The 12,857-nt window shown below is 74.5% G+C and carries 13 protein-coding genes and 1 riboswitch; of the genes, 1 reads left to right on the top strand and 12 read right to left on the bottom strand.

Annotated elements, in window-relative coordinates:
* Positions 1 to 54 precede the first annotated feature (54 nt).
* Positions 55 to 684, bottom strand: a complete 630-nt coding sequence (locus H9623_RS11845; RefSeq protein ID WP_193720239.1) for a CDP-alcohol phosphatidyltransferase family protein — start codon at positions 682 to 684, stop codon at positions 55 to 57.
* A gap of 398 nt (positions 685 to 1,082) precedes the next feature.
* Here H9623_RS11845 and H9623_RS11840 point away from each other — a divergent pair, with 398 nt between their 5' ends.
* On the top strand, positions 1,083 to 3,005 hold the full coding sequence (locus H9623_RS11840; RefSeq protein WP_193720238.1) for a DEAD/DEAH box helicase: 1,923 nt from the start codon (positions 1,083 to 1,085) through the stop codon (positions 3,003 to 3,005).
* Positions 3,006 to 3,088: 83 nt separating this feature from the next.
* On the opposite strand, the gene H9623_RS11835 is transcribed toward H9623_RS11840, so the two are convergent.
* The 11 genes from H9623_RS11835 to fmt all read right to left on the bottom strand — a co-directional run bounded on the left by H9623_RS11835 (position 3,089) and on the right by fmt (position 12,822).
* Positions 3,089 to 3,241, bottom strand: coding sequence for a hypothetical protein (locus H9623_RS11835; RefSeq protein WP_193720237.1), 153 nt, complete (start codon positions 3,239 to 3,241; stop codon positions 3,089 to 3,091).
* 52 nt (positions 3,242 to 3,293) lie between these two features.
* Positions 3,294 to 3,773, bottom strand: a complete 480-nt coding sequence (locus tag H9623_RS11830; protein WP_321575421.1) for a PH domain-containing protein — start codon at positions 3,771 to 3,773, stop codon at positions 3,294 to 3,296.
* Positions 3,774 to 3,960: 187 nt separating this feature from the next.
* Positions 3,961 to 4,815, bottom strand: a complete 855-nt coding sequence (hisG, locus tag H9623_RS11825) for an ATP phosphoribosyltransferase (protein WP_193720236.1) — start codon at positions 4,813 to 4,815, stop codon at positions 3,961 to 3,963.
* Between the two features lie 170 nt (positions 4,816 to 4,985).
* Positions 4,986 to 5,249: a phosphoribosyl-ATP diphosphatase gene (locus H9623_RS11820; protein ID WP_030151355.1), complete on the bottom strand. Its 264-nt coding sequence runs from the start codon at positions 5,247 to 5,249 to the stop codon at positions 4,986 to 4,988.
* 107 nt (positions 5,250 to 5,356) lie between these two features.
* Positions 5,357 to 5,824: a 6,7-dimethyl-8-ribityllumazine synthase gene (gene ribH, locus H9623_RS11815; RefSeq protein ID WP_193720235.1), complete on the bottom strand. Its 468-nt coding sequence runs from the start codon at positions 5,822 to 5,824 to the stop codon at positions 5,357 to 5,359.
* Complete coding sequence (gene ribB / locus H9623_RS11810; RefSeq protein WP_193720234.1) at positions 5,821 to 7,230, bottom strand: 3,4-dihydroxy-2-butanone-4-phosphate synthase; 1,410 nt, start codon at positions 7,228 to 7,230, stop codon at positions 5,821 to 5,823. The genes ribH and ribB overlap by 4 nt, the downstream gene beginning before the upstream one ends.
* Positions 7,227 to 7,943, bottom strand: coding sequence for a riboflavin synthase (locus H9623_RS11805; RefSeq protein WP_193720233.1), 717 nt, complete (start codon positions 7,941 to 7,943; stop codon positions 7,227 to 7,229). Before H9623_RS11805 ends, ribB begins: the two co-directional genes overlap by 4 nt.
* Complete coding sequence (gene ribD / locus H9623_RS11800; protein ID WP_227748549.1) at positions 7,943 to 9,115, bottom strand: bifunctional diaminohydroxyphosphoribosylaminopyrimidine deaminase/5-amino-6-(5-phosphoribosylamino)uracil reductase RibD; 1,173 nt, start codon at positions 9,113 to 9,115, stop codon at positions 7,943 to 7,945. The genes H9623_RS11805 and ribD overlap by 1 nt, the downstream gene beginning before the upstream one ends.
* Before the next feature lie 112 nt (positions 9,116 to 9,227).
* Positions 9,228 to 9,353: riboswitch (FMN riboswitch) on the bottom strand.
* A 146-nt stretch (positions 9,354 to 9,499) separates the two neighbouring features.
* Positions 9,500 to 10,162: a ribulose-phosphate 3-epimerase gene (rpe, locus tag H9623_RS11795; protein WP_193720232.1), complete on the bottom strand. Its 663-nt coding sequence runs from the start codon at positions 10,160 to 10,162 to the stop codon at positions 9,500 to 9,502.
* A 99-nt stretch (positions 10,163 to 10,261) separates the two neighbouring features.
* Positions 10,262 to 11,872 (bottom strand): RsmB/NOP family class I SAM-dependent RNA methyltransferase, encoded by a 1,611-nt coding sequence (locus tag H9623_RS11790; protein ID WP_193720231.1) that lies wholly within the window; start codon positions 11,870 to 11,872, stop codon positions 10,262 to 10,264.
* Entirely contained in the window at positions 11,869 to 12,822 is a 954-nt protein-coding gene (gene fmt, locus H9623_RS11785) for a methionyl-tRNA formyltransferase (protein ID WP_193720230.1), read from the bottom strand. Before fmt ends, H9623_RS11790 begins: the two co-directional genes overlap by 4 nt.
* Between the last annotated feature and the right edge of the window lie 35 nt (positions 12,823 to 12,857).

The raw sequence follows: 12,857 nt of genomic DNA, 5'->3' as shown, positions 1-12,857 counted from the left end.
GAGGCGGTCTCCTGTGCCGGGATGCGGAGGGCGCCTCGTTGCGGGTGTCGTGGGTCATCCTGCGGCCGTGTCCTGGGTGTCGGGGCGGTTCGCCCGGTCGTCCGTGGGGACGGCGTGACCGGAGACGAGCTGGCGGGTCTGACGGATGTACTGGATCCCGGCGAGCCAGTAGAGGCCGATGCCCCAGCCGGTGAAGGCCCAGCCGATGATGGAGGCGGCCGCCCCGAGGGCGCCGGGGGCCTCCGCCAGGAGAAGGAGGGGGAACGCGTAGAGCAGGGCGAACGTGGCGGCCTTGCCCACGAAGCTCACCGGGAGCGGGCCGTACCCGTGGCGGGTCAGGACGGGAAGAAGGCACAGGAGCGTGAGGTCACGCAGCAGGATGACGACGAGGACCCACAGGGGGACGACGTCTCGCCACGCGAGGCCGACCAGCGTCACGAGGATGAAGAGCCGGTCGGCTGCGGGGTCGAGCATCTGCCCGAGCTTGGTGACCTGGTCGAGACGCCGGGCGAGCACGCCGTCGAGCCAATCGGAGGCTCCCGAGACCGCGAGGACCGCGAGCGCCCACTCGTCCTGTCCCTGGACGATGAGGACGGCGAAGACGGGGACGAGGGCGAGCCGGAGGAGGCTGATGGTGTTGGGGATCGTGAGGATTCGTGAGCTGACCTCTTGATCTGCTGTCACGCCCACCGCCCGTTGCTCACTGCGTCCTGTGTGTCCTGTCCGTCTTCATCCTACGGTGGGCCATCCTAGGGCTGGGCGGGGCGTCGTGGGCGGGATGGTGCCCGTGTCGGGTGGTGACGTGTCTGCTGGGGCGGGTGACGTCGTCGGGCGGGGTGGGGTGCGCCGGGCCTTGTGTTGGACGTCACCGGGTCCCGGTTCTCCGCCCTGGGTGGGTGTCGCGTAGAGTAGGGGCACAATCTGGAGTTCGTCGCTGTTCCCGCGTGTTCGTGTGAGTGTGGCCTGCCGCTGTTTCTGCGCGGGCGAGTCACCGGTGTGTGTTCGGGAGTGCGGCCAGTGGAGAGCCGACTTGGCAACCACGCGTAACTCCCACCCTCAGCGAAACGGTTGAACACATCTCTATGTCTCTTGACACCTCTGCGCCCACGCACGCCCTCGACCAGGTCGAGACCGCCCAGACGCCGGCTCCTGCCGAGCAGTCTGGCCCCACGTTCGCGGACCTGGGTCTGCCGACGAACATCCTCAAGGCCGTGACGGACCTCGGCTTCACGATCCCCTCCGCCATCCAGGAGCGTGCGATCCCTGCACTGCTCTCCGGGCGTGACATCACGGGTGTCGCCCAGACGGGTACGGGCAAGACCGCTGCGTTCGGTCTGCCGATGCTCGCGGCGATCGACCCGAACCTGGGCCGTGTCCAGGGTCTGGTCCTCGCCCCGACGCGTGAGCTCGCGATGCAGGTGGCCGAGGCCATCGAGACCTTCGCCAAGCACGTGCCGGGCATCGAGGTCGTCGCGGTCTACGGCGGTTCCCCCTACCAGCCTCAGCAGCGCGCCCTGCAGCGTGGTGCCCAGATCGTCGTCGGGACCCCCGGCCGTGTGATGGACCACCTGGAGCGTCGCAGCCTCGTGCTCGACGACATCCGTTACCTGGTCCTGGACGAGGCCGACGAGATGCTGCGCATGGGCTTCGCGGAGGACGTCGAGAAGATCTTCGGTCAGGCTCCGCGCGAGCGTCAGGTCGCGCTGTTCTCCGCGACCATGCCGGCCCCGATCCGTCGCGTGGCTGCCCAGCACCTGAACGACCCGGTCGAGATCGCGGTCACCCGTCAGTCCTCGACGGTGACGTCGGTGCGCCAGACGTACTCGGTGGTGCCGTTCCGTCACAAGACCGGTGCCCTGGTGCGCGTGCTCGCGACGTCGGACGCCGACGCGGCGATCGTCTTCACCCGGACGCGTGGCGCGGCCGAGGAGGTCGGTTCGGCTCTCGTCGAGCGTGGCATCTCGGCGGCGACGATCTCGGGTGACGTGGCGCAGAAGGACCGCGAGAAGATCGTCGAGCGTCTGCGCTCGGGCGCCCTGGACGTGCTGGTCGCGACGGACGTCGCGGCGCGTGGCCTGGACGTGGACCGTATCGGTCTGGTCGTGAACTTCGACCTGCCGGGTGAGCCCGAGGCCTACGTGCACCGCATCGGCCGTACGGGCCGTGCCGGTCGTACGGGCGAGGCCCTGAGCTTCGTGACGCCGGGCGAGCGCAACCGCCTGAAGTTCATCGAGAAGACGATCCGTGCGAGCCTCGAAGAGGTCGACGTGCCCTCCCCCGCGGACGTCTCCGCGCACAAGGCGCGTCGCATCCTCGGTCAGGTCGCGGAGCGTCAGGCTGCCGGTCGTCTGTCGATGTACCGCGACCTGGTCGCGGCGTACGTCGCCGAGTCGGACGTGGACCCGATCGACCTGGCAGCGACCCTGGTCGCCCTGTCGGTCGGTGACGACGGCCCCAAGGCCCGCGAGGAGCAGGAGCTCTTCGAGGCGCAGCGCGCCGAGGCCAAGAACGCCCGCCGTGAGCGCGAGTCGCGTCCGTACGGCGAGCGTGACTCGCGTGGTCCCCGTGAGGGTGGCCGTGGCGGCGAGCGCGGTATCCGTCGTGACGCCGTGGGGACCCGCTACCGTCTGGCGGTCGGGCACACGCACGGCGCCCAGCCGTCCGGGATCGTCGGCGCCCTGACGAACGAGGGTGGCCTCAACGGCAAGGACCTGGGCAAGATCGACATCTTCCCGAGCTTCTCCCTCGTGGACATCGCGACCCCGCTCGACTCCGCGACGATCGACCGCATCTCGCGGGCCCGTGTCGCGGGCAAGTCGCTGCGCATCCAGGTCGACCAGGGTGCCCCGCAGGGTGCCCGTGCTCCCCGTACCGGTGGTTCGGCGCCTCGCTCGGGCGGTTACGCCGGCGGTCACTCGGGTCACGGCCCGGCCGGTCGCTACGACGAGCGCTCCGAGCGCAGCGGCGAGCGCAAGGCTCCCCGTTACCGCACGGGTGAGCGCTGATCGCTTCGCGGGCCTGATCTCAGGCCGCTGAGCACGACGTGAGGGCCCCCGGAACCGTCAGGTTCCGGGGGCCCTCACGCGTCTCACGACGGCGTCCTGGCGGGCGCGCCCCGTGACGGTGGTGCGGCCAGGTGCCGAGCCTGGTCGAGCCACGCGGCCCGTTGCTGCGGGGTGGACCCGCCCAGCGGGCTCGCGAGGAGCCGCTCGACGACGGCGTCGCCGAGGTAGGCGCCCACGCAGCGCTCCCAGACGGCCGCGAGCGGGTCCCCGGGGCCCGACGGCGTCGCGTCAGTCCTCGTGCGCCTCGCCCAGGGCCGCGACCAGGGCCGCCAGGCGGGCCGCCTCGCGCTCGCTGCGTCGCGCCCCGTCCGCCCGCTGGATGCCCATGACCGCGAGCGCCTTGCCGTCCGAGAGGTCCAGGCGCACCCAGGGGTCGCCGGGGCCGAAGCGCACCGAGACGACCTCTGCCCATTCGAGGTGGCGGGTGAAGAGGATGTTGTGGACCGTGAGGTGCTCTGGGGTGACGGTGGCCCGGACCTGTCCCAGGCGCCACAGGACGAGTGCGCAGAAGGCCCCGACGCCGATGGTGGCGGCCTTGTTCCATCCGGAGTCGGTCCCGGGGCCGGTCGCGACGAGGGCGACGAAGGTGCACCCGGCGAGGATCACGACGGCGGCGGTGTAGGCGACGGCGGTGCCCCAGCGGGGCCGGAAGGGGGCGTAGGGGTCGCCGGGCAGTTCCCCGGGTGGTGGTGCGACGTAGCTGCTCACGTCTTCATCCTCCCCCGTGCGTGGTGCCGGGTCGACGGCGTGGTCTGCGGGGGGTGTGGCCGCGGCTCGTCCCGTCCCGGTGCTGCGCGCGGGCTGCTGGGTGCCCGGGGACGACGCTGCCCGGTGACCCTGCGCGCCGGGCGGAGGGTCACCGGGCAGCGTCACCGGGTGGAGGGGCTGGGGGGCCTCAGAGGCGGCAGGCGTGGATCGAGGTGACCAGGATCGCGCGGGCACCGACCTCGTAGAGGGCGTCCATGAGCTTGTTCGTCTGGTCGCGGCGCACCATGGCGCGCACGGCCGCCCAGTCGCGGTCGTGCAGCGGGGACACGGTCGGGGACTCCAGGCCGGGCGTGAGGGCGACGGCAGCCTCCACCAGGTGCGCGGGTACGTCGTAGTCCATGAGGACGTACTGGCGGGCCGTGAGGACGCCCAGGAGGCGGCGGGTGAGGGTCTCGAGGCCCGTGGAGACGGCGTCGTCGGTCACCGAGGCGGGGCGGATGAGGACGGCCTCGGACTTCAGGATGGGGTCGCCGAAGACCTCCAGGCCGGCCCCGCGCAGGGTCGTGCCCGTGGACACGACGTCCGCGACGACGTCGGCGATGCCGAGCTGGACGGCGGACTCGACCGCACCGTCCAGGTGCACCACGGAGGCCGTGACGCCGTGGGCGCGCAGGTGGTTCTCCACCAGGACCTCGTAGGAGGTGGCCACGCGCAGTCCCTCGACCTGGTCGAGGGACGTGATGGTGCCCACGGGGGCCGCGTACCGGAACGTGGAGCCGGCGAAGCCGAGCTGCATGTGCTCGACGGCCGCTGCGCCGGAGTCGAGCAGCAGGTCGCGGCCGGTGATGCCGGCGTCGACCGTGCCGGTGCCGACGTACACCGCGATGTCGCGGGGGCGCAGGAAGAAGAACTCGACGTCGTTGTCCGGGTCCGCGAGCACGAGCTCGCGGGTGTCGCGGCGCTGGCGGTAGCCGGCCTCACGGAGCATGTCGACGGCGGGCTCGGACAGGGAGCCCTTGTTGGGGACGGCGATGCGGAGCACGAGATCCTCGCGTTTCTGGAGGGTTCAGGGGGAATGATCTGGGTCGTCGACCACGACGAGCGCGGCCGGCGGACGAGCGGGACTGCGGGGGACGGCGGACAAGCGTGAGGGAAGCGACCCGGGTGCCTGGGCTCCCGTGCGCCTCCCCCTGGACCCGGACCTGGCCGGGTTCACAGATGCTTGTACACGTCCTGCAGGGTCAGGCCCTTGGCCAGGAGCAGCACCTGTACGTGGTACAGGAGCTGGGAGATCTCCTCGGCCGTCTTGTCGTCGCCCTCGTACTCGGCCGCCATCCACACCTCGGCGGCCTCCTCGACGATCTTCTTCCCGATCGCATGGACACCGGCATCCAGCTCCGCGACCGTGCCGGAACCGGCGGGTCGGGTGGTGGCCTTCTCGGTGAGCTCGGCGAACAGCCCTTCGAACGTCTTCACCCGACAAGGGTAGTCGCCCGGTGACCGGTGGGCCGAACCGTCCCCGCCCCCCGGGCCCGGGGGGCCCCACCCGCCCCCCCCCCGGGCCCCCGGGCTCCCTGCGGCCCCTACAGGTCGCGCAGCGCCACGACGGTCGCGATGGCGGCCTCGACGGCCTCCGCGCCCTTGTCCTCGCGCGAGCCGGGCAGCCCGGCACGGTCCAGGGCCTGCTGCTCGTCGTCGCACGTGAGGACCCCGAACCCGACCGGGACCCCGGTGCGCACCGAGACGTCGGTCAGCCCCGTGGTCGCGGCCGAGCACACGTACTCGAAGTGCGGGGTCCCCCCGCGGATCACGACGCCGAGCGCGACGACCGCGTCCGCGCCGTGCTCGGCCGCCCGCACCGCCGCGACGGGCAGCTCGAACGAGCCGGGGACCCGGACCACCCGCACGTGCGTGACGTTCGCGGCCGCGAGCGCCCGGTGGGCCCCGGCGAGGAGGCCGTCCATGACCTCGGTGTGCCAGCTGGCGGCGACCACGGTGACCCGCAGCCCGGTGCCGTCGACGGTGATCTGGGGTGCTCCTGCGCCGCTCATCGGTCGCTCTCCTCGGTGGTGGTGGGGTGTTCTGGGGTGATGGTGCGCTCGGGGGTGACCTCGACGGTGTCCAGGAGGTGGCCCATGGCGACCTTCTTGGTCATGAGGTATCCGTGGTTGTGCTCGCCGTGCCCGACCTCGAGCCGGTGGGCGTCGACGACGTCGATGCCGTGGGCTGCGAGCCCGGTGACCTTGGCGGGGTTGTTCGTGAGCAGGGTGATGCGTTCGAGGCCGAGGTCGTGCAGGATCGCGGCCGCGGCGCCGTACTCGCGCCGGTCCACGGGCCACCCGAGCTCGAGGTTGGCCTGGACGGTGTCGAACCCGGCGTCCTGGAGCTCGTAGGCGCCGATCTTGGCGAGCAGGCCGATGCCCCGCCCCTCGTGCCCGCGCAGGTAGACGACGGCTCCTCCCTGGGCGGCGACGCGTTCCATGGAGGCCTGGAGCTGGGGGCCGCAGTCGCAGCGCAGCGACCCGAACGCGTCACCGGTCAGGCACTCGGAGTGGACGCGCACGAGCGGTGCGGCCGGGGCGTCGGGCCCGGGGTCGACGGCGCCCCCTCGCCCGGCGGGCACGGCCAGGGGGACCAGGGCCACGTGCTCGGCGCCGGTGCGCAGGTCGCGGTAGCCGTGGACGCGGAAGTGTCCGTGCGCGGTGGGCAGGTCGGCGACGCTCGTGGCCTGCACGCGGGGCGCGGTCGTGGGCTCTGCGGTCTGCTCGGGCACGACGGGGTCATGCTCGCGGCGCCAGGCGATGAGGTCCGCGATGGTGATCAGGACCAGGCCGGCCTCCGCGGCGGCGTGCGCGGCGTCGTCGAGCCGCATCATGGTGCCGTCGTCGTTGACGAGCTCGGCGATGCCCCCGACCTCGCCCGCGCCGGCCAGGCGGACCAGGTCGACCGCGGCCTCGGTGTGCCCGGCGCGGTGCAGGACCCCGCCCGGGACGGCGCGCAGGGGCAGGACGTGCCCGGGGCGGATGAGGTCGCCCGCACCCGAGGCGGGGTCGGCCAGGACGCGCAGGGTGCGGGCGCGGTCGGCGGCGGAGATGCCCGTGGTCACGCCCGTGGCGGCGTCCACGGTCACGGTGTAGGCGGTGCGCCGCGGGTCCTGGCTGTGCGGGACCATGAGCGGCAGGTCCAGGGCGTCGGCGCGGGCGGCCGGCATGGGGGCGCACAGGTAGCCCGAGGAGTGCCGGATGGTCCAGGCCACCCACTCGGGGGTCACGGTGCGGGCCGCGAAGACCACGTCGGCCTCGTTCTCGCGGTCCGGGGAGTCCGCGACGAGGACGGGGCGGCCCGCGCGGATCGCGTCGAGGGCTTCCTCGACGGTGCCGGTGCGCACGTGCCCCGGGTGCTCGGGCGCGTCGTGGGAGGCGCCCTGGGGGTGCTCGGCGCCGGGCAGGATGGTCATCGCTGGCCTCGTTCCTGGGTCGTGCCCGTGCCGTGGGCGTCGTCCGGGCCGGTGGTGGCCGCGAGCGCCGCGGCGGGGGGTGCGGGCTCGCCGGTCGCACCCCCGGGGGCGATCCCTGCCAGGAGGAGCCGTTCGACGTACTTCGCGATGACGTCGACCTCGAGGTTGACGCGGTCGCCGGGGACCAGGGAGCCGAGGGTCGTCGCGGCGAGCGTGGTCGGGACGAGGGAGACGCCGAACGTGGCGTCGTGCACGTGCGTCACCGTGAGGGAGACGCCGCTGACCGTGATCGAGCCCTTCTCGGCGACGTAGCGGGTCAGGGCCGGGGGGGCGGACAGGACCAGGTCGTCCCACCGGTCCCCGGGCGTGCGGCTGACCAGGGTGCCGACGCCGTCGACGTGGCCCTGCACGATGTGCCCGCCCAGGCGGGTGTCGGCCCGCACGGCCCGTTCGAGGTTCACGGCGGACCCGGCCCGCAGGTCGCCCAGCGCGGTGCGGCGCAGGGACTCGGGCATGACGTCGGCCGTGAACGTCCCGTCCGGGCCGAGGGCCGTGACGGTCAGGCACACGCCGTCGACCGCGATCGAGTCCCCCGGGTGGGCGTCCGAGGTGGCGAGGGGCCCGTGCACGGTCAGCACGGCGTCGGACTCCTCACCCCCTGGGAACGCGACCTCGCGGACGGTGCCGATCTCTTCGACGATTCCGGTGAACATCACTTCTCCTGTTCGGGGGTGGTGCGGTGGGTGGGGCGCAGGGAGCCGGGGGCGGTGCGGGCCACGACCAGGACGTCCTCGCCCAGGCGGCGCACGTCGTGCGTGACGAGGCGCGGCGCGTCCGCGAGGGTGGTCACGCCCAGGTCGCCCACGGCGCCCCGGCCCGCCCCGAGCAGCACGGGGGCGAGGTAGGCGTGGACCTCGTCGACGACGCCGGCCGCCAGGAACGCGGTCGCCAGGTCCGGGCCGCCCTCGACCAGGACGTGGCGCACCTCGCGCGCGGCGAGGTCGGCCAGGACCGCGTGGACGTCACGCGTGCGCAGGTGCAGCACGGGCCCGCCGCCGTCGGAGGTCCATGCGCCCGCGGGCGCGAGCCGCACGTGCGGGGGGAGGTCGCGCAGCCCGACGACGACCCGCACCGGCTGGTGCTCGGCGAGCCCGGGTCCCGGCCCGGCCACGTCACCCGTGCGGGCCGTGAGCGAGGGGTCGTCCGCGACGACCGTGCCCGTGCCCACGACGATCGCGTCGACCTGTGCCCGCACCCGGTGGGCGTGCTCGCGCGCCGCGGGCCCGGTGATCCACTGCGAGGTGCCGTCCGGGGCCGCCACGCGCCCGTCGAGGGTCGAGGCGAGCTTGAGGGTCACGTACGGGCTCCCGCGGCGCACGGCGACCAGCCAGGGGCCCAGGAGGGCCTCCCCCTCGGCCTCGCGCAGCCCTGCGGCGACGCGCACCCCCGCACGGCGCAGGCGCTCGCCTCCCCCGCGGGCCACGGGGTCGGGGTCGGCCACGGCGTAGACGACCTCGGTCACGCCCGCGTCCAGCAGCGCCTGCGTGCACGGCCCGGTGCGCCCCGTGTGGTCGCAGGGTTCGAGCGTCACCACGGCCGTCGCGCCGCGCACGTCCACGCCGCGCCCACGGGCGTCGGCCAGTGCCGCGGCCTCGGCGTGCGCCGTCCCGGCACCACGGTGGAAGCCCTCGGCGAGCACGGCCCGGGGCGAGGCGTCCACGGGGCCGGGGGCGGCGCCGTCGGGCAGGGAGTCCAGCGGGCGCGGCCGCGGGGCCAGCAGGACGCAGCCCACGCGCGGGTTGGGGCCGTGCGCGGGGCCGCGAGCGCCCAGCTCGAGCGCGCGCACCATCGCGGCGTCGACCGTCAGTGTGGGCCTGGCGCCCATGGGTCCTCCTCCCGGTGAGCACGATGCTCCGGGGTGAGGGGTGGGCGACGTCACGGGACCCGAGGGTCCACGGACGTCACGACACCACGGCACAGGGCTCCGCCCCGCGCCGCCACGTACTTCCTCCCATCCGGACTTTCACCGTCGGTCCTGGAGTTCCACCAGGTCAACCACGCCGAGGCGTGGGTCGCGGACTGTCACCGCCGGCTCGGAATTGCACCGACCCCGGAGCACGTGTGTGCGTACTGCTCGATCTCTGTCGTCGAGCCCGGGCCTCGCCCACCGAGGGTGCGCGTCGCGCCCGGGTTCTCGTCCTTCCCAGCATGCCACACGGGGCGGTGCGCACCGTGCGGGCCGCCCGCGGGCTGGGACGACGTGAACGGGTCAGTGCGCGTGCTGGTCCGCGAGCGCCCGCAGGGCCGCGATCTCCTCGGGGACGTTCTCCGCCCCGTACACGGCGGAGCCCGCGACGAACACGTTGGCTCCGGCCTCGGCCGCGCGCTCGATCGTGGCGCGCGAGATGCCGCCGTCGACCTGGACCCAGACGTCGAGCCCGGCCTCGGACACGGCGTCGCGGATGCGGCGGATCTTGGGCAGCGTGCCCTCGAGGAAGGACTGACCGCCGAACCCGGGCTCGACCGTCATGACCAGGAGCATGTCGAACTCGGGCAGCAGGTCCAGGAAGGGCTCGACCGACGTCGCGGGGCGCAGCGCGAGGCCCGCGCGCGAGCCCTGGCGGCGCAGCTCGCGCGCCAGGCGCACGGGGGCTGTGGCGGCCTCGGCGTGGAACGTCACGGACGCGGCGCCCGCCTCTGCGTAGCCGGGGGCCCAGCGGTCGGGGTCGGCGATCATGAGGTGCGCGTCGAGCGGCACCGGGGACACCTGGGCCAGGCGCTCGAAGATCGGCAGCCCAAGGGTCAGGTTGGGCACGAAGTGGTTGTCCATCACGTCGACGTGCGCGTAGTCGGCGCTCGAGATCGCGCCCAGGTCGCGCTCGAGGTTCGCGAAGTCGGCGGACAGGATGCTGGGGGCGATGAGTGCGGACATGGTCACCAGCCTAGAGGGCGCCCCCGGCCCGTGCGCAGACGCGAGGAGGGCCGGGCGGGGTGGCCTTCACCACCCGGCCCGGCCCCTGGCCGAGGCGTCTCAGGCCCGACGGCGCAGCAGCGTCAGGTGCATCGCGTCCGTCCCGTGGACGTGGGGCCACAGCTGCACGTCGGTGCGGTCCGCGAGGGGGATGTCGTCCCCGGCGACCTGCCGCACGGCCGCGGCCGCGTCGAGGACCTCGACGTCGTCGCGCCCGGCCAGGACGTCCTTGACGACGAGCTGGGTCTCCGCCAGGTGCGGGGAGCACGTGACGTACCCGACGACGCCGCCGGGGCGCACGGCGTCCAGGGCCGAGCCCAGGAGCTCGCGCTGCAGCGTCGTGAGGGTCGCGATGTCCCCGGGGGTGCGGCGCCAGCGCGACTCGGGGCGCCGGCGCAGGGCCCCCAGGCCGGTGCAGGGCGCGTCGACGAGCACACGGTCGTACGCGCCGGGCTCCTCGACCCCGACCCGGCGTCCGTCGCCCACCTGGACGCGCTCCACGGCGTCCGCGGGCACGGCCGCGAGCGCCTGCTCGACCAGTCGTGCCCGGTGGGGGGCGACCTCGTTCGCGACGATGCGCGCGCCCTGCTCGCCCGCGAGGGACGCCAGGAGCGCGGCCTTGCCGCCCGGGCCCGCGCACAGGTCGAGCCAGCGCTCGTCGGGGTTCTGCCCGGCGGTGGTGGCGTCCCCTGCGGGCGCTGCGGGCGCTGCGGGCATGGTGGGCGTGGCCGCGAACGCGAGCGTCACGAGCTGGCTGCCCTCGTCCTGGACCCCGGCGGCGCCGTACCGGACCGCGGGGATCGCCGCCGGGTCGGAGCCGGACAGGACCAGCGCCGTGGGCGCCCACCGTCCCGGCGTGGTCGTGGCGTCGCCGCGCACGTCGTGCGCGACCTCCCCGGCGAGGCGCTCGCGGCTGACCAGGCCCGGACGGGCGACCAGGGTCACGCGCGGCGCGGTGTTGTCCGCCTCGAGGAGCTCGGCGAGGTCGTCGGCCGAGCGTCCCGTGCCGACCAGGGCCTCACGCATCGCGCGCGCGATCCACACCGGGTGGGACTGGGTGGTCGCGAGGCGCGTGACGTCGTCGGGCGCGTCCTCGGTGATGACCTCGAGCCACTCCTCGAGGGTCGAGCGGGAGATCTTGCGCAGGACCGCGTTGACGAACTGGGCGCTGCCGGCCCCGGCACGGGCGCGGGCCAGGCCCACGGTCTCCGAGACCGCGGCGTGCTGGGCCACGCGCATGCCCAGGAGCTGGTGGGCGCCCAGGCGCAGCAGGTCGAGCACGTTCGGGTCGACCTGGTCCAGGGGGCGGTCGACGCACCGGGCGATGATCGCGTCGTAGCGTCCGCGCAGGCGCAGCGTGCCGTACGCGAGCTCGGTCGCGAACGCCGCGTCGCGCCCACGGATGCCGCGGGCGCGCAGCAGCGGGGGCAGGACGAGGTTCGCGTAGGCGTCGGAGCCGGCGACCTCCTGCAGGACGTCGAACGCGACGTTGCGCGCCGGGTCGGCGCCCTTGGCGCGCTGGGAGGGCGCCGCCTCGGAGCGCTGGCCGGCCCCCCGGGCGCGGGCCGCCCCACGCTCACGTCCGCGCGCGTCACGGCGGTCACCGCCACCGTGCCCGCCGTGCGTGCCGTCCTGCCCGGGGGTGCCGCCGGTGCGTGCGTCGCCGCTCATGCCTGGTCCTTCGTCTCGTCAGGGGTGCCCAGGACGACGTGCTCGCCCAGGCGGGCGCCGCGGGCCCAGTCGGTCGCGGCCATGTGCTTCTTGCCCACGGGGGCCACCTCGCCCAGCGCGACGGCGTGCGTGCCCGTGCCCACGAGGACCTCGCGCTTCGCGGCGCGCAGCTCACCCGGGGCCAGGTCGGTCACGTCGGGGCGCGGGACCACGGGGCCCAGACCCAGCCGGGCACCGTCGGGCAGCGTGGTCCAGGCACCGGGGGCGGGCGTGCAGCCGCGCACCTGACGGTCGATCGCGAGCGCGGGGCGGGCCCAGCGCACGTGCGCGTCCTCGGGCGTGAGCTTCGCGGCCGTGCTGACGCCCTCGGCGGGCTGGAGGACGGGGGACGCGGCGCCGTCCTCGATCGCGTCCAGGGTCGCGACGAGCAGCCCGGCCCCCGAGGTCGCGAGGCGCCCCAGGAGGTCACCTGCCGTGTCGCGGGGACGGATGGTCTCGGTCATCGTGCCCAGCACCGGCCCCGAGTCCAGGCCCTCCTCGATGAGGAACGTCGTGGCGCCCGTGACCTCGTCGCCCGCGATGATCGCGCGCTGCACGGGGGCCGCGCCGCGCCAGGCGGGCAGGACCGAGAAGTGCAGGTTGACCCAGCCGAGACGCGGCACGTCGAGGACCTCGCGGCGCAGGATCTCGCCGTACGCCACGACGGGCGCGCAGTCGATCTCGAGCGCGCGCAGCCGGGCCACGAACTCCTCGCCGCGCGGGCGGTCGGTGATGACCGGGATCCCGGCCTCCTCCGCACGCACGCGCACGGGGCTCGGGGTCAGCCTCCGGCCGCGGCCCGAGGGCGCGTCGGCGCGGGTGAGGACGGCGACCACCTCGTGCCGGGAGTCGATCAGGGCATCGAGGGCCGGGACGGCCACGTCCGGGGTTCCGGCGAAGAGCACACGCATGAGGCGAGTCTAGGTGGTGCGCCCCTCCCGGCCCG

The organism is Oerskovia douganii (genome assembly GCF_015142735.1).
GTDB lineage: Bacteria > Actinomycetota > Actinomycetes > Actinomycetales > Cellulomonadaceae > Oerskovia > Oerskovia douganii.
Note: the sequence above shows the minus strand (reverse complement) of the source record. Positions and strands in the feature narration are given on the sequence as shown.